The organism is Perlucidibaca sp. (genome assembly GCF_057084925.1).
In genome coordinates, this window is sequence record NZ_JBXMRC010000002.1 from 19,520 (window position 1) to 39,068 (window position 19,549).

The following is a 19,549-nucleotide window of genomic DNA, read 5'->3' on the forward strand; positions in this document are numbered from 1 at the left end:
GCCGGTCACGACAGAGTCGCGCCGGGTGGTTAATTTCTGTCCGGATCATACCCCAAATTTGGCGATAGCCAACGTTCAGCGGTCGCCATGTCCCAACCCTTGCGAGCCGCGTAGTTTTCAACCTGATCACGGTCGATTTTGCCCACGTTAAAGTAGGTGGCTTGTGGGTGGGCAAAATACCAACCAGAGACAGCCGAGGCGGGCAGCATGGCGAAATGCTCGGTAAGCTGCATGCCGGCATTTTTCGGTGCATCTAGCCAGCGGAACAGCTCAGCTTTTTCACTATGCTCTGGGCAAGCGGGGTAACCCGGCGCGGGGCGAATACCCACATATTTTTCGGCGATGAGATCGGCGTTATCTAGGGTCTCATCCGGTGCATAACCCCAGAACTCCTTACGGACACGACGGTGCAAGCACTCCGCCAGCGCTTCTGCAAAGCGATCGGCCAAGGCTTTCACCAGAATACCGTTATACATATCGCCGGCGCGTTCATACTGCTCAGCTAGCTCATCGGCGCCGTGAACTGACACCGCAAACCCGCCCACATAATCGGCAATGCCACTGTCGAGTGGTGCGACGAAGTCAGCTAAGGAGTAGTTGGGCTTGCCACTGACTTTTTCGCTCTGCTGACGCAAGCAATGGATCTGTCCGAGCACATCCGTTCGGTCGGCATCCTGCCACAGTTGAATGTCGTCACTGCCGATGCGGTTGGCAGGCCATAGCCCAATGACGCCGCGAGCTCGTAGTGTTTTATTGGCGATGAGCTCCTGCAACATGCTCTGCGCATCGGCAAAGAGGCTGCGTGCTGCTTCGCCCACGACCTCATCTTGCAAGATTTTGGGGTACTTGCCGTGCAGGTCCCAGGAAATAAAGAAAGGCGTCCAGTCAAAGTACGACACCAGTTCCTCAAGCGGGTAGTGATCAAATACCGTGATGCCGGGTGTGTTGGGAGTAACGGGTTTCGCATTCGTCCAATCGGTGGCTAAGCCTTGGCCAACTGCTTGAGCATAAGGTACGCGCTCGCCACGGGGCTGACGGTTGTTGATTCGTTCGCGTACTTCCGCGTACTCCGTTCGGCGCTCAGCAATGAAAGCTGGCTTCATGTCTTTGCTGAGTAGCGTGGTGACAACACCTACGGCGCGTGAAGCGTCTGCGACATAAATCACGGCATCGTTTTTGTATTGCGGATCAATCTTTACGGCGGTGTGCGCTTTTGATGTCGTTGCGCCGCCAATCATGAGCGGAATCGCAAAGCCTTGGCGCTGCATTTCGCGCGCCACATGCACCATCTCGTCCAGTGACGGCGTGATGAGGCCGGATAAACCAATAATGTCGACCTTCTCGTCGCGGGCGACTTGTAGAATTTTCTCGCAAGACACCATGACCCCGAGATCAACAATGTCGTAGCCGTTGCAACCGAGCACAACTCCTACAATGTTCTTACCGATGTCATGCACGTCGCCTTTGACCGTGGCCATCAGCACTTTGCCTTTTGCCTCTTCGACACCGTTTTTTTCCTCTTCAATAAAGGGGATCAGGTGAGCAACAGCCTGCTTCATGACGCGGGCTGATTTCACCACCTGCGGCAGGAACATCTTGCCGGCACCGAAGAGGTCGCCGACTACATTCATGCCATCCATGAGTGGACCTTCAATGACATGAATCGGGCGCGCTACGGAAAGGCGAGCCTCTTCCGTATCTTCCACAATAAAGGTGGTAATGCCTTTCACCAGCGCGTGCTCGAGGCGCTTGCCTACTGGCAGGCTGCGCCATGCGGCATCTTCCACCACGGCCTTGCTGCCATCACCGCGGAATTGTTCGGCGATTTCCAGCAGACGCTCGGTGCCATCATCGCGTAAGTTGCGCACCACATCTTCAACGCGCGCTTTCAACTCAGCCGGAATGTCTTCATAAATAGCGAGCTGGCCGGCGTTGACGATGCCCATGGTGAGGCCGTTGCGGATCGCGTAGTACAGGAAGACCGAGTGGATGGCCTCGCGCACCGGTTCGTTGCCCCGGAACGAGAACGACACGTTGGAAATACCGCCGGAGATTTTCGCGTACGGGAGTTCGCGCTTGATGAACGCGCAGGAATTGATGAAGTCGACAGCGTAGTTGTTGTGCTCTTCAATGCCAGTGGCGACCGCGAACACGTTGGGGTCAAAGATGATGTCTTCGGGTGGGAAGCCGACTTCATTGACCAGAATGTCGTAGGAGCGCTTACAAATCTCGTTCTTGCGCGCCTCGGTGTCGGCCTGGCCCTGCTCATCGAAGGCCATGACGATGACTGCCGCACCGTAGCGCATGCACAGTTTGGCGCGGGCGACGAACTCGGGAATGCCTTCCTTCATCGAGATCGAGTTCACCACCGACTTGCCCTGGATGCACTTCAGGCCGGCTTCAATGATTTCCCACTTCGACGAATCGACCATGATCGGCACGCGGCAGATGTCGGGCTCGGTGGCGACCATGTTGAGGAAGGTGACCATGGCGCGCTCGGAGTCGAGCATGCCTTCGTCCATGTTGATGTCGATGATCTGTGCGCCGGCCTCGACCTGCTCGCGGGCAATCGCCAGCGCTTCCTGATAGTTCTCTTCGCGGATCAGACGGGCGAACTTCTTCGAGCCGGTGACATTGGTGCGCTCGCCGACGTTAACGAACAGGCTGCTCTCGTCAATCGTGAACGGTTCCAGCCCGGAGAGTTTGCAGGCCGGTGTGAAGCTCGGCACTTTGCGGCGGGGATACTTAGCAACGGCTTTGGCGATGGCTTTGATATGCTCTGGCGTGGTACCGCAGCAACCCCCCACGATATTGAGAAAGCCGCTTGCTGCAAACTCTTCAATGATGGCGGCGGTTTCTTCGGCGGTCTCGTCGTATTCGCCAAAAGCATTTGGCAGGCCCGCATTGGGGTGGGCACTGACAAAAGTATCTGCCTTGTTGGCCAGCTCCTGCACGTACGGGCGTAACTCCTTACCGCCTAGCGCGCAGTTGAAACCAATCGAGATCGGTTTGGCATGTCGCACTGAGTTCCAGAAGGCTTCGGCAGTTTGACCCGACAAGGTTCGGCCAGACGCATCGGTAATGGTGCCGGAGATCATGATGGGCAGGGTGAATCCAATCTCTTCAAACACATCCTGCACAGCAAAAATGGCGGCTTTGGCGTTGAGCGTATCAAAGACGGTTTCAATCAAAATGATGTCTGCGCCGCCATCGATGAGCGCATAGGTGGCCTCGCGATAGTTCACCACCAGCTCATCAAAGCTGACGTTGCGGAAGGCAGGGTTATTCACATCCGGCGAGATCGAGCAAGTGCGCGAGGTTGGGCCAAGAACGCCAGCAACAAAGCGCGGCTTATGCGGCTCGCGTGCTGTCCACTCATCTGCGACGCGACGGGCGAGGGCAGCAGCCTCGCGATTCAGTTCGGTGACCAGCGACTCCATGCCATAGTCAGCCATGGACACTTGCGTGCCATTAAAGGAGTTGGTTTCCAGAATATCGGCGCCGGCGGCGCAATACGCATCATGAATGCCGGCAATAATGCTGGGGTTACTCAGCACCAAAAGATCGTTGTTACCCTTCACGTCACGTGGCCAATCGGCAAAGCGCTCACCGCGATAGTCCGCTTCTTCCAGCTTATGGCGCTGAATCATGGTGCCCATGGCGCCATCGATAATTAGAATGCGTTCTTGCAGGGCCTGCTGAAGTTGCTGGACTCGGACTTCACGTGCGGCGGTGTTGGCTAACAATGACTTGGACATTAGAGGTGGCATCTATCCAAAAAAATGGATGGATAGTGTAGCAGAGCTGTTAGCATGAGTCCTGTCTTGCAGATGCGACAGGCCTGCTATAATCAGCCATCGTTTGAATTCCGCCTAAGGGGCTCTTAATGAGTGATGCAGTAAACAACGCAGAGACCAGTGAACTGACCAGCAACATGGTCATCACAGAGTCCGCTCAAGCATATTTGCGCGAATTGTTGGCTAAGCAAAATAGCGCTGGCATTGGCGTACGTATCTTTGTGGAGAATCCGGGAACGCCTCGCGCTGAGTGTTGTATGGCGTATTGCACGCTCGGCGAAGAAAAGTCGGAAGATGTGCGTATCGATTACGAAGGCTTTCCTGCCTATGTGGATGCGCGCTCGGTGACCTATTTGGTCGATGCTGTTATTGATTACAACAAAGACCGCATGGGTGGCCAGCTCACCTTTAAAGCGCCACGCTCCAAGGTGCCGAATATTTCTTCCGATAGCCCCATCGAAGAACGTATCAACCACGTTTTATTTGCGGAAGTGAACCCAGGCTTGGCCGCCCACAATGGCAGTGTCAGCTTGCTGGAGTGCTACAACGACCCGGATCATGGTTGGACGGCCGTGCTGAAATTTGGTGGCGGTTGCCAAGGCTGCTCCGCCGTGGATATGACACTGAAGCAAGGTGTTGAGACCACACTCAAGGCGCAAATCCCTGAATTGGCCCGCGTCACTGACAGTACGGACCACAGTAAAAAAGACAACGCCTACTTCAAATAATGGCGTGAATAAAAAGCCCGGTTAACGTATCGCTAACCGGGCTTTTTGATGCCTCACGAAACAGTGAGCGATCAGTTAGGCTGGCCGTAGAACTTCACGGTGCCACTGCCTGCCGTCACAGTGATGCGCCAGCGATAGGTTGCACTGGTTTGATTGGTGGTTTTCAGCGTGCCTGTGCTGCTGCTCGCCACATTGCTCCAGCTGCTTGAGAAAAGGCTGCGTGTTAAGCGCTGAAGGGTAATTGTCGCTGTCATCCCCGCTGGCAATTGCAGGTAACCATTCAAATTACCGCTGGCACTAAAGCCATTGCTATTCGGTGCCAATGTTGCGCTACCGTTACTGGCGCTAAAAGTGTACAGCGTGCAGTTTTTGCCAGTCCCAGAGCTGGTACAAGGCTCGGTTGGCGTGGTGGTTGGATCGGTTGGAACGGTGCTGACTGGGCCGCCTAGGGAGGTGACATTGAGCAGCTTGTTCACGGAGCCTGTGCCAGCACTGGTGATTTTGTTCACCGTCGCTTGAGTCACCAAGGCATTAGAGACTTGCGCAGGCGTTGCCGTTGGATTGGCAGACAAGAAGAGTGCGGCTGCACCGGCTACATGAGGTGAAGCCATTGAGGTCCCGCTTAACGTTGCGGTGCCGTTATCGCTGTTATGACCCGCTGAGACAGTGGCATCGCCTGGCGCAAACAAATCAAGGCAAGTGCCGAAATTGGAATAGCTTGCACGGCTGTCTGTTCTCGTACTGGCCCCTACCGTGACCGCTTCTGGTACGCGATTGGGCGAGCCATTACAGGCATTCGTGTTGTCGTTACCTGCGGCAACCACAAATGTTACACCTGCAGCCGTGGCGCGCTTCACGGCGTCATCGAGTGCGCTAGAGGCCCCGCCGCCTAAAGACATGTTGGCAACAGCGGGGAGTTGCTTGTTCGCAACGACCCAATCCACACCGGCAATGACGCCTGAGTTGGAGCCGGAGCCATCACAGCCGAGCACGCGAACGGCATGCACGGTGGCTTTTTTAGCCACACCGTACTGAGTGCCTACTGCTGTGCCCGCAACATGGGTGCCGTGACCTTGGCAGTCGTTGGTATTGTTAGGGTCAGTTGACGAATTTAGTACGCTGGTACTGTTCGGTGCAAAGTTGCGACCGGTGCCAATACGTCCAATAAAATCGCTGTGCGTCGCGCGAAGCCCAGTATCTAAAATATAAACGTGTACGCCTTGGCCTGCGCTATCAGCATAGTTGTAGGTGTTATTGAGCGGCAGCGAGGCTTGGTCAATACGGTCCAAACCATAGGGGGGATTGGCTTGAGTGGCTGCAATCCCTACCCATTGATCCGGTTCAATGGCCTGAACAATCGGTAAAGCACCAAGTAACTTAGCTTGCAATGGTGTCATGCTGACCGAAAAGCCATTCAGTGCATGTTCATAGATATGCTGAATTTTACCGACACCCAGGGTGCCGAGCAGGCTCTGGGCGACTTGGTCAACGCGGACAAGCCCCAGTTGTTGTTTAGCAAGATCCATATTCAGACGAACGATATATTGGTTCGGAATAGGCCCGGCCTTAGTTGTTGGGGTCGATGCGGTGGCGTGAATTGAAGCAAAGAGTGAGAATAAACAGAGTGCTGGTTTAAGCATTTTGGCTCTCGGAGTTATTGAATTATGAGCCGTCCTGGCGAGCTGCAACATAACATTTCAAAATGACAATAAAAAGAAAACACAACATTTTTCGGATTCGAATGAATCCGACGAATTGCTTGTAAAGGTCGATAAATTTGTTGACGCTTTTATGAAAATAAACCCGCCGAAGCGGGTCTATTTTTTGCGTTGAGTTTTAAGCAGAAGCCTTATGGCAGCAGGTGCTTAACGCCTTCACGCTCTTCCAGCAATTCGTTCAGCGTGAAGTCCATACGCTCACGCGAGAATGCATCCACTTCCAAGCCTTCAATACGGGTGTATTCGCCGTTGGCACAGGTAACGGGAACACCGTACATGACTTCTTCTGGAATGCCGTAGGAGCCATCGGATGGCACGCCCATGGTGACCCACTTGCCGTTGGTGCCCAGAGCCCAGTCGCGCATGTGATCGATGGCAGCGTTAGCAGCGGAAGCAGCCGACGACAAACCACGCGCTTCAATAATAGCTGCGCCGCGCTTGCCGACCGTCGGCAGAAACACGTTCTTGTTCCATTCTTCGTCGTTGATCATAGCTTTTACGCCTTCGCCGCCAATAGTGGCAAAACGATAGTCGGCGTACATGGTTGGCGAGTGGTTGCCCCACACGACCATCTTCTCGATGTCGGCCACGGCTTTGCCTGTCTTGCCGGCGATCTGCGAGAGGGCGCGGTTGTGATCGAGACGCAACATGGCAGTGAAGTTCTTCGCGGGCAGATCAGGAGCCGACTTCATGGCGATGTAAGCGTTGGTGTTAGCGGGGTTGCCAACCACCAGCACTTTCACGTTGCGCGAAGCGACATCGTTCAGCGCCTTGCCTTGCACGGTGAAGATTTCAGCGTTAGCCGACAGCAGGTCCTTGCGTTCCATGCCGGGGCCACGGGGACGAGCACCGACGAGCAGGGCGTAGTCAACATCCTTGAAGGCAACGCGTGGATCATCGGTACCGACCATGCCGGCCAACAGCGGGAATGCGCAATCTTCGAGTTCCATCATGACGCCTTTGAGAGCAGCCTGAGCTTTCTCAAATGGCACTTCCAGCATCTGCAAAATTACCGGCTGGTCTTTGCCCAGCATTTCGCCAGAAGCGATGCGGAACAACAGGCTGTAACCAATTTGGCCGGCGGCGCCGGTGACTGCCACGCGAACGGGCTGCTTCATGATAAAACTCCTGGTAGGGCGTTTGTTTATACCGCTGTTGGCCCCCGGGTCGGGGATGGCGCAGCGGCAAAAGATCCGGTGGCGATTCTACACGACGCGTTTATGAAGATGCGACCGAAAATGCTGCCGTTCAGCGACTGCTTCTAGCGGATATTTGCTAGAATGCCTCCTTCTGATCTCACGTTCTGGCCCGTCTTCATGCTGATTCGTAAGCTGTTTCGCTTCGAGAATGCCCACATTGTGCGCAATTGCAGCAGCGATCGCTGTCGTCGATCCATTCACGGTCACAGCTATCAAGTCGAAATTCTGCTTGAAGCCAATGCCCTGGATCATGGCCAAATGGTCTATGACTTTGGCTTAATGAAAGGCGATATTCGTACGCTGATCGACAGCTTTGACCATGCCGTGGCGTTTTGGGATCAAGACGACGCGGAATATCTCGATGCCTGCCGTAAATTCAGCGCTCGTTGGATTTCATTGCCTGTATCGCCTTCGGCAGAACAATTCTCACGCGTCATGTTTGTGCTTGTAGACCGTGTTTTAGCGCTGACCGATATGGCCAATGGTGAGCAAGACGTTCGTCTGAACTCGGTTATCGTGCATGAAACCGCCACCGGCTATGCCCAATGCTTCCGTGCCGACATTGAAAACCCGCGCATGGGTGACATTGCCCTTGATCGCATCGTGTTCTCCGAGCAAGTTCAAGCGGAATGGCCTGATACGTCCTTATGGCAGCGACTGCTGAGTGGCCAGCGTCAGCGTAACCCCGCCGTCACCCTGCAAGTGAAGTAGCCGCACCCAATAGACATTCGCGTCATCGCATTGTCATCTTCCTCTGTTCTCCTTCGTTCATACCGAAGAGAAAGTAAAGAGAGCATGACAATGGATATGGAACGAGAAGAGTTTTTGGACGTGTGGTTTGCTGAGGATATAGATGCCAGCGATGAGTTGGGCGCAAGCTCCGATGATGCGACCGAACTGTAATACCCTTTCCGTGACGCCTAGCAAACGCTAGACTCGCGCCATCTCAAGAGATGGTTCGCTCATGGAATGGTTCCGCAATATTGGCCTAATGGGCCGACCCGGTAATACCGCCGTCGCCGATACCCTGCTAGACGTTCAGCGCTACCTTGAAGGTCAGGGGCGGCGTGTCTTGTTTGATGAAGATACCGCGGCGCTGTTGCCCTCCCGCAACGACATACAAATGTGCTCTCGGCAATCGCTGGGTGAAGCCTGTGACCTCGTGATTGTAGTCGGTGGCGATGGCTCGCTGCTGCATGCCGCAAGAGCCCTAGCACGCTCGAATACGCCGGTATTAGGCATTAACCGTGGCCGCCTAGGCTTTCTCACGGATGTCGCACCGAGTGAGCTGGAAGCTAAGCTGGGTGCGGTATTACGGGGTGACTTTGCTGAAGATAAGCGCTTTATGCTGAGTGCCGAGGTGTGTCGCGATGGCCTCGTGCTAGGCGATATGTTGGCGCTTAACGATGTCATCTTGCATACCGGCAAGACCGTGCACATGATTGAGTTTGAGCTCTATGTGGAAGGCGAGTTTGTTTATCGCCTGCGCTCAGACGGATTGATTGTGTGTACCCCCACGGGTTCCACCGCCTATGCCTTATCGGGTGGTGGCCCCATTTTGCATCCGCGTCTGGACGCGATGGGACTGGTACCAATGCACCCGCACACGCTGAGTAGTCGCCCCATTGTGGTGGATGGCGAAAGCGAAATTAAGATTCAGGTGCTGTCTGATATTCCACCTCGTGTGAGTGCGGACGGCCAGCCGGGGCAAATGTTGAAGGCGGGCGACTGGGTATATGTGCGCAAACATCCCTTTAAGTTGCGCCTGATTCATCCGCCGGGACATGATTTTTACGCGGCCTGCCGCACCAAGCTGGGTTGGAGTAGCCACCTCAGTCAGGGAGATAATGAATGAACGAAGTGTTGCTCTCCCGCATGCTGGAAGTGCTGACTCCCGAGATCGTGGCTAACTTGCGTAAAGCCATTGAGCTGGGCAAATGGCCTGATGGCAAGCGACTAACACGAGAGCAGCTGGAAACCAGCATGCAGGCTGTTATCGCTTGGGAGGCCAAGCATCTGCCTCAAACTGAGCGCAGCGGCTACATCGAGAAAAAAGAGAAAGAAGGTGAGGTGTGTGACACGCCGCATCCCGAACAGCAGCGCGTTAAGTTTCTGCATTAAGTCGTTGTTTTACCAGCGGTACTTGTTCCAGTTTTCGGGGTTGGCCCAGAAACGTGGGTTAAGCCAGTCGGGCACGGTTTTGTAGGTGCGAATATCAAAGCTCCACGTTTCAATCAGATCATCACCTTGTTGAAATCGTGCTTGCTGCTGCAAACCTAAGGCCCGTAACGAGTCGGTTTGTGCCAGTGCATTTTGCTCCGACCAAGCAGCGGCGGGCACAAATGCCAACAGTTGTCGCGCATGCAGGTCGCGCAGGGCAGAAAGCAGGTGTAACACATCCTGCCAAGGCAGCTCTGCCGATAACCATGTCACGGCGAGGTCATGGCGTTTCTGCCAAGGCCTTTGCAATAGATTCTGGGGGCTGGTTTCAGACCAGCTCAGCGCGTTCATCTGAGGCATGGGGGGGCAGGGCTGGTCACTGACCCAGAGGCCACTTTTGCTCTGCGCCGATGCGTGTTGGCTATCTTCAAGTGCCGTGGCGATGAGATGTAAAGCGGCGGCATCCAGAGTTTTCTTCAATGTTTTTCACCAGGTGAACGGGTCATGCGCGGTACTGTAAGGAAAATGCAGTGTGAACGGAATGCGGCTAGCGCCGATGCGATGAATTACTTTTTGCCGTTAGACGATGTGTTGCTGCCCATGAACGGCCTCATTGGTAAGACGCTGGAGATTCGCGCCAGCGAGCGCATTACCTGCGTGGCCTGTGGTAAGTCCAGTAACAAGTCGTTCAATCAAGGCTATTGCTTCCGCTGTTTCACCAAGCTCGCGGCTTGCGATATGTGCATCATGAAGCCTGAGACCTGCCATCACCACCTCGGCACCTGTCGCGAACCGGACTGGGGCGTGACGCATTGCATGATTCCGCATGTGGTGTATCTGGCCAATTCGACCGGCCTGAAGGTCGGCATCACCCGTGAAACGCAGATTCCCACGCGCTGGATTGACCAGGGCGCGGGGCAGGCGCTGCCAATCTTCCGGGTGGCGACGCGGCGCTTGTCCGGCCTGATCGAAACCACGCTGGCGGCGCATGTAGCGGACAAGACCAAGTGGCAGGCGCTGGTCAAGGGCGACTATGCCGACATGGACCTGGCAGCTGAGCGCGATCGTCTGATGGCCTTATGTGCGGCCGAGTTGGCCGCGCTGGAGGCCGAATTTCCCGGCCAGATCGAGCGCGTGCAGGCGGATGTGCAGAGCCTGAACTATCCCGTGCAGCAGTTCGCCGTGAAGGCGAAGTCGTTCAGCCCAGACAAGGAGCCGGCGGTGGGCGTGCTGACCGGCATCAAAGGTCAATATTTGTTGTTCGATACCGGCGTGCTGAATGTGCGCAAGTACACCGGCCATGAGTGGGAAGTGACAGTGCTATGAAAATTGAATTACCCGCTGGCGGCGAGAAGATCTACCTGAAGGATTATCAGGTGCCGGCCTACCAGGTGTTGCAAGCTGAATTTACCGTGGAGCTGCTGCCGGGCTGTGCCGAAGTGCGCGCCACGCTGCAGTTGCAACGACACCCATCGGCTCCCGCTGATGCTCCTCTGGTCTTGCTGGGCGCGAATCTGGAGCTGCTGGCGCTGGCCTGGGATGGTCAGCTGCTGAGTGATGGCGACTGGCATTGGGCCGGCGAGCAGTGGGTGTTTCCGGGCGCCACGGATGCCGGCGTGTTTACCAGCACGGTGCGTATCTATCCGGACAGCAATCTTGCGCTGGAAGGGCTGTACCGCTCACATGGTCTGTATTGCACGCAGTGCGAGGCCGAGGGTTTCCGCAAGATCACGCTGTACCCGGACCGGCCGGATGTGCTGGCGCCGTTCCGTGTGACGGTCATAGCCGACCGGGCGCAGTGCCCGGTGCTGCTGTCCAACGGTAATTGCGTTGCACGCGGTGAGCTGGACGTGGGCCGTCATTTTTCGACCTGGGAAGACCCTCACCCGAAGCCGAGCTATCTGTTTGCGCTGGTGGCCGGCGATCTGGCCGTGCTGGAAGACCGCTTCGTGACGCGCTCGGGACGCGAGGTAGCGCTGCAGATCTTTACGGCGCCGCAGGATCAGGACAAATGCCATCACGCCATGGCCTCGCTGAAAGCGTCCATGCGCTGGGATGAAGAGAAGTACGGCTGCGAATACGACCTCGACAGCTACATGATCGTCGCGGTGTCGCACTTCAACATGGGCGCGATGGAGAACAAGGGCCTCAACGTCTTCAACACCAGCTGCGTGCTCGCGCACCCCGCGACCACCACCGATGCCGGCTTCCAGCGCGTCGAGGCGGTGGTGGCGCACGAGTACTTCCACAACTGGAGCGGCAACCGCGTGACCTGCCGTGACTGGTTCCAGCTTTGCCTGAAAGAAGGCTTCACGGTCTTCCGCGACCAGCAATTCTCCGCCGACCAGCTTTCCGCTGCGGTGCAGCGTCTGGAGGATGTCGCCTTTCTGCGCACCCACCAGTTCGCCGAAGATGCCGGCCCGCTGGCGCATCCGGTACGCCCGGAATCCTTCGTCGAGATCAACAATTTCTACACGATGACCGTGTACGAGAAGGGCGCTGAGATCGCCCGCATGCTGCACACCGTGCTCGGTGCCGAAGGCTTTCGCCGTGGCACGGACAAGTATTTCGCCGACAACGATGGCCGTGCCGCCACCGTCGAAGATTTCCTGATCGCGCTCGGGGCCGCCAATGGCCGCGATCTGGCGCAGTGGTTGCCGACCTGGCTGCGCTGGTATCGCCAGCCGGGCACGCCGGTGGTCAAGGCATCACCAGTCTGGGATGCCGCCGCTGGTGAGCTGCGCCTGACCCTGACGCAGACACAGGTCGCGCTGGACGGGCATCCGCAGCCGGAGCCTTTGCCGATCCCGGTGCGTCTCGGCCTGATCGGCGAGCACGGTGCGCTGCGTGTCAGTTTGCAGGGCGATGTAGCCGATGATTTCCTGCTCATGCTCGATCAGCCCGCTCAGACTTGGGTGTTCTCGGGTGTAGCCGAAGAGCCTGTGCTCTCGCTGTTCCGTGATCTGAGCGCGCCGGTGCGCGTCGATTACGCTTGCGACGATGCCGCGCTGGCCCGTCTGGTACGCGCCGACAGCAATGGCTTCAATCGCTGGGCTGCTGCGCAGGAGCTGGCTAGCCGCGAAATCGTGGCATTGGCCGAGTTGATTCGTCGTGGCGATGTGCGTGCTCGTGCCGAGCGTTCGAGTGTGCTTGCCGATGCGCTGGCAGCGATGTGGCCGGAGCTGGCGGTTGCTGACCCGGCATTGGCGGTGAAGCTGCTGGAGCTGCCGAGCCTGGGCTATCTCGCCGAACAAGTTTCTGTGTATGACCCGGCGGCGTTGCATGCCGCTCGTGAGCAGGTATTGCTGGCGATCTGCACGCCGCTGGTGCCGGCGCTACGGGGCATTTTGGCGCGTGAAGTGATGTTGCAGCCCTATGTCTATGATGCCGAGGCGATTGCCGGTCGCTCGCTGGCCCGCACCGCGCTGGATGCGCTGGCACGGCTTGCACCGGCTGAGGCGGGCGCTATCGCGCAGCAGTGGCTGAGTTCCGCACCGCACATGACGGCGGAGCAGAGTGCGTTGACGGTGCTCGTGCATCATCAGCTGCCGGGTGCCGAGCAGGCTCTGGCACAGTTTCATCAGCGCTGGCATCACGAGCCGCTGGTGCTCGATCAGTGGTTTGCCACGCAGGCTTCGCTACCGGCATCGAGCGCCGTCGAGACTGCGGATGGCTTGCTGGCGCATCCTGACTTCGACCGCACTGTGCCCAATCGCGTGCGTGCTGTGGTGGGGCAGCTTGCGGGCAACAACCCCGTGGCTTTTCATCGGGCGGATGGGGCAGGTTATGCCTTGTTGGCGCGCGAGGTGGCCGCGATTGATGCTCGCAACCCGCAGCTGGCCTCGCGTTTGGCGGGGGCTTTCGGGATTTGGCGGAAGTTGGATGAAAGCAGGCAGGCTTTGGTGCTGACTGCACTGGATGGATTGTTGGCTGGCGAATTGTCATCCGACACACGCGAGACAGTGCAGCGCCTACGAGGCTGAGCGCTGCTCACGAGTCAGGAATTACCCGTGGAAAACCGTCACGCGCCATGGATGGCGCGTGAGAGCCTACAGGGACGTATTCACGGCGTGTTTTCCAAGGGTAATTCTTGGCCCGTGGCGAACCCATGTGCGGACCCATGTCGCGTATAATCGCCGCATTGCCCTCGTCGAGACTCCTTGCATGTTGTACCCGTTAGCGCGCGCTGCGCTCTTTCAGCTAGACCCGGAAACGGCTCATCACTTTACTCTGAACAACCTCGCGCGTGCTGAACGCTTAGGGCTTCTCAAGTGCCTGCCGAAAGTGCCGGATCAGCCCGTAGAGCTGCTCGGACTGACTTTCCGTAACCCCGTGGGTTTGTCTGCCGGTCTCGACAAGAACGGCGACTACATCGACGCCCTGGCCGCACTCGGCTTCGGTTTCATCGAAGTCGGCACCATCACGCCACGGCCACAGCCGGGCAATCCCAAGCCGCGCATGTTCCGCCTGCCGCAGGCCAACGCCATCATCAATCGTCTAGGTTTCAACAACGAAGGTGTCGATTACCTGATTCGCAATGTCGAGCGCATGCGTTACGACGGCGTGCTCGGCATCAACATCGGCAAGAACTTTGATACGCCGGTCGAGCGTGCCGAAGACGACTATCTGATCTGCCTCGAAAAAGTCTACGAGCACGCCGATTATGTGACGGTGAACATTTCGTCGCCGAACACGCAGGGCCTGCGCAGCCTGCAAAGCGAGGACGCGCTGACGCGTTTGCTGGCGTCTTTGAAAGAGCGTCAGGCGCAGCTATCCGGTGAGCATGGCAAGTATGTGCCGCTGCTGGTCAAGATTGCCCCGGACCTGACGTTGGAGGAGGTTGAAATCATGGCCTCGGTGTTCAAGGCGCAGGAAATTGATGGCGTGATTGCCACCAACACCACCATCGCCCGGTCGGCGGTGGCGGGCATGACCCATGGCGATGAAATGGGCGGCCTTAGCGGTCGCCCGGTGCGCGAGTCTTCGACACGGGTGTTGCGCGAGCTGCATGCGGCGCTTGATGGCAGCCTGCCATTGATCGGTGTTGGCGGTATTGATGATGCAGCATCAGCTGCGGAAAAAATTCAGGCGGGAGCCTCTTTGGTGCAGATTTATACCGGTTTTATTTATCAAGGGCCGGGCGTCATTGCTCGCGCTGCCGCTGGCATTGCTCAGGCGCGTGCTGAACTTGCGCGTAACAGCCGAGGTCAAGCGTGAGCAACGCTCTGGAGAATACCCGCGAGTGGGTGATTACCGGCGCGGATGGCCTTGATGATCTGCTGGTGGACGAGCTGCTGGCGCTGGGTGGCAGCGAGCCGCGTCGCCTCAAGGGAGCAATTGCCGTGCAAGGCGACCTCGCCGCCGGTTATCGTTTCTGCCTGTGGTCGCGACTGGCCTCGCGCGTGCTGATGCCGCTTTTGACGGTACCGTCAGGCAATCCCGATCGCATGTTTGATGATGCGCTGAAATTCCCCTGGGAGCAGGTGCTGCGTCCGGGGGCGACCTTTGTCATCCGTTCGGCGGCCGCCAAAGGCGTGAGTACGCATACGCATTTCGCGGCGCTGCGTCTGAAGGATGCCATCGTCGATCGCTTCCGCCAGCGTACCGGCGAGCGACCATCGATCGATACCGAAAATCCCGATCTCAGCCTGCACCTCTTTATTGAGGCGCAGCAGCTCACTATCAGCCTCGATTTCTCTGGCGACAGTCTGCACAAGCGCGGTTACCGCATTGCCCAGACCGATGCACCGCTGAAAGAGAATCTGGCGTCGGCCATGCTCATGCAGGCCGGTTGGCCGGCACGTGGCGAAGGTCGTCTCTTCGATCCGCTCTGTGGTTCCGGCACGGTGCTGATTGAGGCCGCGCTGATGTGGGCCGATGCCGCACCGGGCCTGCCGCGCATTCACTTCGGCTTCGATGGCTGGGCCGGGCATCAGGCCGCGCTCTGGAAAACCATTCGCGATGACGCCGTGGCGCGTCGCCTGGCCGGGCTGCAGAAGCCGGCGCCGCGTCTGGTCGGGTTCGATGCCGATGGCGAGGCGCTGGCCTGTGCCCATCGCAATGCCGAGTCGGCGGGCGTGTCGCAGTGGATCACTTTGTCGCAGCGCAGCATCGCCGAGTGGCGCTCGCCATCACTGAATAGTGTGGCCGCATGCCTGCCGGCGGAATGGGCTCCGGACATCACCGGAGCCGGCCAAAATTATTCCGTGCCGGGTCTGGTCGCGACCAACCCGCCCTACGGCGAACGATTGGGCGACGAGGGCAGCGTGCGCTACCTGTATCGCGCCATCGGTCGCCAGTTGCGCGAAACCTTGCCGAGCTGGGATGCCGTGGTGCTGGCCGCCGACATCACGCATGCCGATGCGCTGGGGCTGGAGCACAAGCACACGCTGCGCCTGTACAACGGTGCGCTGCCGATCTTTGCTCGTCATGGCCGCATCCTGCCGGCTGAGCCGGAGCTGCCGCTGGCCTTCGAGGGCAGTCTCGACGACTTGCCGGAAGAGGGCATGGACTTTGCCAATCGCCTGCAGAAGAACCTGAAGGCCTCGCTGAAGCTGGCGCGCGAGCAGGATGTACGTTGCTTCCGTCTCTACGATGCCGATTTGCAGGAATACAACATCGCGATTGATGTGTATGAAGGGCGTTTGCAGGTGCAGGAGTATGCGCCGCCAAAGACGGTGGACCCGGCCAAGGCCGAGGCGCGCTTCAAGCTCGCGCTGCAAATCATCCGCAAGGTCATGGGCCTGCACCGCGACAAGGTTTTCCTCAAGGTGCGCGAGCGCCAGAGCGGCAAGCAGCAGTACGAGAAGCAGGGCAAGGCCGGCAAGTTCTTCGAGGTGCGCGAAGGCCAGGCCACGCTGCTGGTAAACCTGACCGACTATCTCGATACCGGTCTGTTTCTCGATCACCGCCCGATGCGTCTGCGCATTGCCGCCGAAGCGGCGGGCAAGCATTTCCTCAATCTCTTTGCCTATACCGGGACGGTCAGTGTGCATGCCGCACTGGGCGATGGCATCCACGGCGGTGCCGAAACCACAACCACGGTGGACATGTCGGCGACGTATCTGGGCTGGGCTGATCGCAATCTGGCGCTGAACGGTTTGCCGGACTCGCACCATCGCCTGATTCAGGCCGATGTGATGGCTTGGCTGAAGGACGAGCGCGACCTCTACGATCTGATCTTTGTGGATCCGCCCACGTTCTCCAACTCCAAGCGCATGGACAGCGACTTTGATGTGCAGCGCGACCACGGTCATTTGCTGCGCTTGTCGATGTCGCGTCTGGCGCCGGGCGGCACGCTGTATTTCTCCAACAACTTCCGCAAGTTTGTCTTGGATGAAGCACTGCAGGCCAAATTCGATGTCACCGACATCAGTGCTGAGACCATCGGTTTCGACTATGAGCGTGACCCGAAGATCCATCGCTGCTGGCGCTTCCGCCATCGTGTGTGAGGCTTGATGTGACTGCACACGGGCTCACTTTAATGCTCTACGGTACGCCTGGCTGTCATCTCTGTGATGTCGCCGAGGCGCTGCTGGCACCGTTGTCTGGCGCGCGAGGTGTGACTTGGCAGTACATCGACATCGCGCTCGATGACGCGCTGGTCACCCGCTACGGAGAGCTCATTCCCGTGCTTTGCAACAGCGCCGGCGACGAGCTGCGCTGGCCTTTCTCCTTGCTCGATGCGCTAAAGCTGGTACAACGCTAGTACCTCTTTTGTCCCGAGTTTCATGCCATGAAAAAGATTGCCCTTGTCGTGCTGCTGGCGCTGTGTGCGCTGCTGTGGACGTTCACGCCGTCATCGCTATCACCTATTCCTCAATTCTCCGAAACACTGCCGGTGGCGAATTCACCTGCTGGTATGAGTTTGTCTGCACTGCCTACCGGCGTCATGCATTCCAAAGCTGCCTTGGCCTATCGCGGTGGCAGTCTCCTTGAGCCACGGGATTTTGCCATGACGGCTATTTTGGTGAAGCACCCTAAAGGCAATCTGCTTTTCGATACTGGCTTGGGCCAGCAGGTCGACGAACAGGTGAAGACTCTGCCTCAGCTCATGCAGGCCACCACAACCTACACCAAGGGCGTGCCGGCCGCTATCCAGCTTGCGGCCGCCAAGCAACAAGTGGATGGCATCGTGCTCACCCATGCGCACTGGGATCATGTCAGCGGCCTCGACAGCCTGAAGAACATCCCGATCTGGATTTCCGCACCGGAGCAGGGCTTCATTGCCAGCGATCACGAGGCGGCCGCACTGGCGCACAGCTTTGGCAAGCTCAACTACCGCCTCTATAGTTTTAACGATGGCCCCTACCTGGGTTTCGCCAGCAGCTACGACGTTTGGGATGATGGTTCCGTGGTGCTGGTGCCGTCTCCTGGCCATACGCCGGGCTCGGTGATTGCCTTCATCACGCTGCCGTCAGGCGCGCGCTATGCCTTGCTGGGTGATTTGGTGTGGCAGAAAGAAGGCATCGATCTGCCAGCCGAGCGGCCATGGATTGCCCGTTATCTGATTGGCGAGGATAGCGCCCAAGTGCGCGAGAACATTCTGCACATGGCCGCCCTACAGAAGGCATTTCCAGAGATGAAACTATTGCCAGCGCACGATGCTCGGGTGATGGCGACGCTGCCGGTGTTTCCGGCGGTAGTACAGTAAAGCTGAGTAAGGCTGCTGTTTACTGCTCACGCAGTGCCAGCAGCACTTTCATGCCACCACGGCCAGTCATTGGCTGACCCAGTCGCTCTTGTTCAATGCGAATTGCCGCGCGGCTCCGCTCGCCCAGGCGGCCATCCACTTCGCCAATCGTGTGGCCTCGCTTCAATAGCAATTCCTGCAACTCACGACGCTGATTACGCGAAAGCGCTAAATCATCTGTAGGCCAAGGCGTGACAAAGTCGCCAGCTCCGGCGATGCGATCCGCAAGATGAGCGATCGCCAGTCCGTAGCTTTCCGCAGCGTTGTAACTGTAGAAGGCGTCAAAGTTACGCATGACCAAAAAGGCCGGGCCTTTGGCACCAGCGGGCAGTAATAGGCCAGCTAAGGTGTCGGCTGTGACGGGGTTAGTGGGTGGCGTGTCCACGCCAGACGCTTCCACGCCGGACGCTACCACTATCGGCATGCCATCAACGCGCAGTAAGCCCCGCTGCATCCAAACGGAGAGGCTGCGCTTGTTGCGACGACTTTCCCCGGCGGCATCAAAGCCTTCCGGCAATTTCACTTCGATGCCCCAGGGCTGCCCCGAAACCCAGTTCGCCAATTTCAGATAGTTGGCCGTGGAGGCGAGGGCATCGGCTGTGTTGTCGATGAGGTCGCGGCGGCCATCGCCATCAAAATCGACGGCGACGCGCTCGAAGGTGCTGGGCATGAATTGGGTCTGGCCGAAGGCACCAGCCCAAGAACCTTTCAGACGATCTTCGGTAAAGTCACCGGCTTGCAGAATGCGCAGCGTGGCAAAAAATTCACCACGAAAAAACACCTGGCGACGACCGAGGCAGCTCAGTGTACTGAGGGATCGTAGCAAAGGGAGGCGGCCAGCATTTTGACCGAAATTGCTTTCAATGCCCCAAATCGCCACGATGGCTTCGCGAGGCACACGATATTGTGCGGAAATCTGTGTCAGCTCGCTGTCGTAACTGGCCATTTTACGCTTGGCCAGATCAACACGTTCGTCATCGACAAGGCCGGCAATATAATCCCAGATGGGTTGGCTAAATTCAGGCTGCTTGTTAAGTCGCGGTAATAGGCTTAAGTCTGGCGTCAGTTTTTCGGTGTACAGCTGCCAAGTGGCATCCGTGATGCCGGTTTTAAGCGCTGCTGGGCGAAGACTCTCCAAACACTGCTGGAATTCTTCCTGATGGCTGAAAACAGTCGTCTCTTGCAAGGAAGGGGGTTGTTCCTGTGTCGCTGCCATGGGCGCAGGGGAAGCCGAAAGACTAACTAGCGGTTTTTG

The 19,549-nt window shown here is 57.7% G+C and carries 15 protein-coding genes; 10 read left to right on the forward strand and 5 right to left on the reverse strand.

The window, feature by feature from the left end; all coding sequences use genetic code 11:
* Positions 1-29: 29 nt before the first annotated feature.
* Positions 30-3,758 (reverse strand): methionine synthase, encoded by a 3,729-nt coding sequence (gene metH, locus AC14IB_RS00350; RefSeq protein WP_484230039.1) that lies wholly within the window; start codon positions 3,756-3,758, stop codon positions 30-32.
* Between the two features lie 128 nt (positions 3,759-3,886).
* Between metH and nfuA the strand changes: the two genes are divergently transcribed.
* Entirely contained in the window at positions 3,887-4,525 is a 639-nt protein-coding gene (nfuA, locus tag AC14IB_RS00355) for a Fe-S biogenesis protein NfuA (protein WP_484230040.1), read from the forward strand.
* 71 nt (positions 4,526-4,596) lie between these two features.
* Here nfuA and AC14IB_RS00360 read toward each other — a convergent pair whose 3' ends face one another.
* A complete protein-coding gene (locus tag AC14IB_RS00360; RefSeq protein ID WP_484230041.1) occupies positions 4,597-6,165 on the reverse strand; it encodes a S8 family peptidase in 1,569 nt (522 codons plus the stop codon).
* A 209-nt stretch (positions 6,166-6,374) separates the two neighbouring features.
* Positions 6,375-7,361 (reverse strand): malate dehydrogenase, encoded by a 987-nt coding sequence (locus AC14IB_RS00365; protein WP_068859431.1) that lies wholly within the window; start codon positions 7,359-7,361, stop codon positions 6,375-6,377.
* A 162-nt stretch (positions 7,362-7,523) separates the two neighbouring features.
* On the opposite strand from AC14IB_RS00365, the gene AC14IB_RS00370 reads away from it, so the two are divergent.
* From AC14IB_RS00370 to AC14IB_RS00380, 3 genes are all read left to right on the forward strand, one after another.
* A complete protein-coding gene (locus AC14IB_RS00370) occupies positions 7,524-8,153 on the forward strand; it encodes a 6-pyruvoyl trahydropterin synthase family protein (RefSeq protein WP_484230042.1) in 630 nt (209 codons plus the stop codon).
* A 253-nt stretch (positions 8,154-8,406) separates the two neighbouring features.
* Positions 8,407-9,297: an NAD(+) kinase gene (locus AC14IB_RS00375; RefSeq protein WP_484230043.1), complete on the forward strand. Its 891-nt coding sequence runs from the start codon at positions 8,407-8,409 to the stop codon at positions 9,295-9,297.
* Entirely contained in the window at positions 9,294-9,563 is a 270-nt protein-coding gene (locus AC14IB_RS00380; RefSeq protein WP_068859429.1) for a YeaC family protein, read from the forward strand. Before AC14IB_RS00375 ends, AC14IB_RS00380 begins: the two co-directional genes overlap by 4 nt.
* Positions 9,564-9,572: 9 nt before the next feature.
* On the opposite strand, the gene AC14IB_RS00385 is transcribed toward AC14IB_RS00380, so the two are convergent.
* Positions 9,573-10,082, reverse strand: a complete 510-nt coding sequence (locus AC14IB_RS00385) for a DUF6231 family protein (protein ID WP_484230044.1) — start codon at positions 10,080-10,082, stop codon at positions 9,573-9,575.
* Between the two features lie 24 nt (positions 10,083-10,106).
* On the opposite strand from AC14IB_RS00385, the gene AC14IB_RS00390 reads away from it, so the two are divergent.
* From AC14IB_RS00390 to AC14IB_RS00415, 6 genes are all read left to right on the forward strand, one after another.
* Entirely contained in the window at positions 10,107-10,928 is an 822-nt protein-coding gene (locus AC14IB_RS00390) for a DUF2797 domain-containing protein (protein WP_484230045.1), read from the forward strand.
* Positions 10,925-13,585, forward strand: coding sequence for an aminopeptidase N (gene pepN, locus AC14IB_RS00395; RefSeq protein WP_484230046.1), 2,661 nt, complete (start codon positions 10,925-10,927; stop codon positions 13,583-13,585). The genes AC14IB_RS00390 and pepN overlap by 4 nt, the downstream gene beginning before the upstream one ends.
* A gap of 184 nt (positions 13,586-13,769) precedes the next feature.
* A complete protein-coding gene (locus AC14IB_RS00400; RefSeq protein WP_484230060.1) occupies positions 13,770-14,819 on the forward strand; it encodes a quinone-dependent dihydroorotate dehydrogenase in 1,050 nt (349 codons plus the stop codon).
* A gap of 8 nt (positions 14,820-14,827) precedes the next feature.
* On the forward strand, positions 14,828-17,053 hold the full coding sequence (rlmKL, locus tag AC14IB_RS00405; protein WP_484230061.1) for a bifunctional 23S rRNA (guanine(2069)-N(7))-methyltransferase RlmK/23S rRNA (guanine(2445)-N(2))-methyltransferase RlmL: 2,226 nt from the start codon (positions 14,828-14,830) through the stop codon (positions 17,051-17,053).
* An 8-nt stretch (positions 17,054-17,061) separates the two neighbouring features.
* A complete protein-coding gene (locus AC14IB_RS00410) occupies positions 17,062-17,310 on the forward strand; it encodes a glutaredoxin family protein (protein ID WP_319822947.1) in 249 nt (82 codons plus the stop codon).
* 27 nt (positions 17,311-17,337) lie between these two features.
* Positions 17,338-18,255, forward strand: coding sequence for an MBL fold metallo-hydrolase (locus AC14IB_RS00415; RefSeq protein WP_082968734.1), 918 nt, complete (start codon positions 17,338-17,340; stop codon positions 18,253-18,255).
* A 19-nt stretch (positions 18,256-18,274) separates the two neighbouring features.
* Here the strand turns inward: AC14IB_RS00415 and AC14IB_RS00420 are convergent, their stop codons facing one another.
* The gene (locus AC14IB_RS00420; protein ID WP_227513002.1) at positions 18,275-19,510 is read right to left on the reverse strand and encodes a lytic murein transglycosylase; all 1,236 of its coding nucleotides are present in this window, start codon (positions 19,508-19,510) and stop codon (positions 18,275-18,277) included.
* Between the last annotated feature and the right edge of the window lie 39 nt (positions 19,511-19,549).

Bases quoted from the DNA above. Each gene is read 5' to 3' on its own strand.
- metH (WP_484230039.1), bottom strand. From the start codon at position 3,758: ATGTCCAAGTCATTGTTAGCCAACACCGCCGCACGTGAAGTCCGAGTC.
- nfuA (WP_484230040.1), top strand. From the start codon at position 3,887: ATGAGTGATGCAGTAAACAACGCAGAGACCAGTGAACTGACCAGCAAC.
- AC14IB_RS00360 (WP_484230041.1), bottom strand. From the start codon at position 6,165: ATGCTTAAACCAGCACTCTGTTTATTCTCACTCTTTGCTTCAATTCAC.
- AC14IB_RS00365 (WP_068859431.1), bottom strand. From the start codon at position 7,361: ATGAAGCAGCCCGTTCGCGTGGCAGTCACCGGCGCCGCCGGCCAAATT.
- AC14IB_RS00370 (WP_484230042.1), top strand. From the start codon at position 7,524: ATGCCTCCTTCTGATCTCACGTTCTGGCCCGTCTTCATGCTGATTCGT.
- AC14IB_RS00375 (WP_484230043.1), top strand. From the start codon at position 8,407: ATGGAATGGTTCCGCAATATTGGCCTAATGGGCCGACCCGGTAATACC.
- AC14IB_RS00380 (WP_068859429.1), top strand. From the start codon at position 9,294: ATGAACGAAGTGTTGCTCTCCCGCATGCTGGAAGTGCTGACTCCCGAG.
- AC14IB_RS00390 (WP_484230045.1), top strand. From the start codon at position 10,107: ATGCGCGGTACTGTAAGGAAAATGCAGTGTGAACGGAATGCGGCTAGC.
- pepN (WP_484230046.1), top strand. From the start codon at position 10,925: ATGAAAATTGAATTACCCGCTGGCGGCGAGAAGATCTACCTGAAGGAT.
- AC14IB_RS00415 (WP_082968734.1), top strand. From the start codon at position 17,338: ATGAAAAAGATTGCCCTTGTCGTGCTGCTGGCGCTGTGTGCGCTGCTG.
- AC14IB_RS00420 (WP_227513002.1), bottom strand. From the start codon at position 19,510: ATGGCAGCGACACAGGAACAACCCCCTTCCTTGCAAGAGACGACTGTT.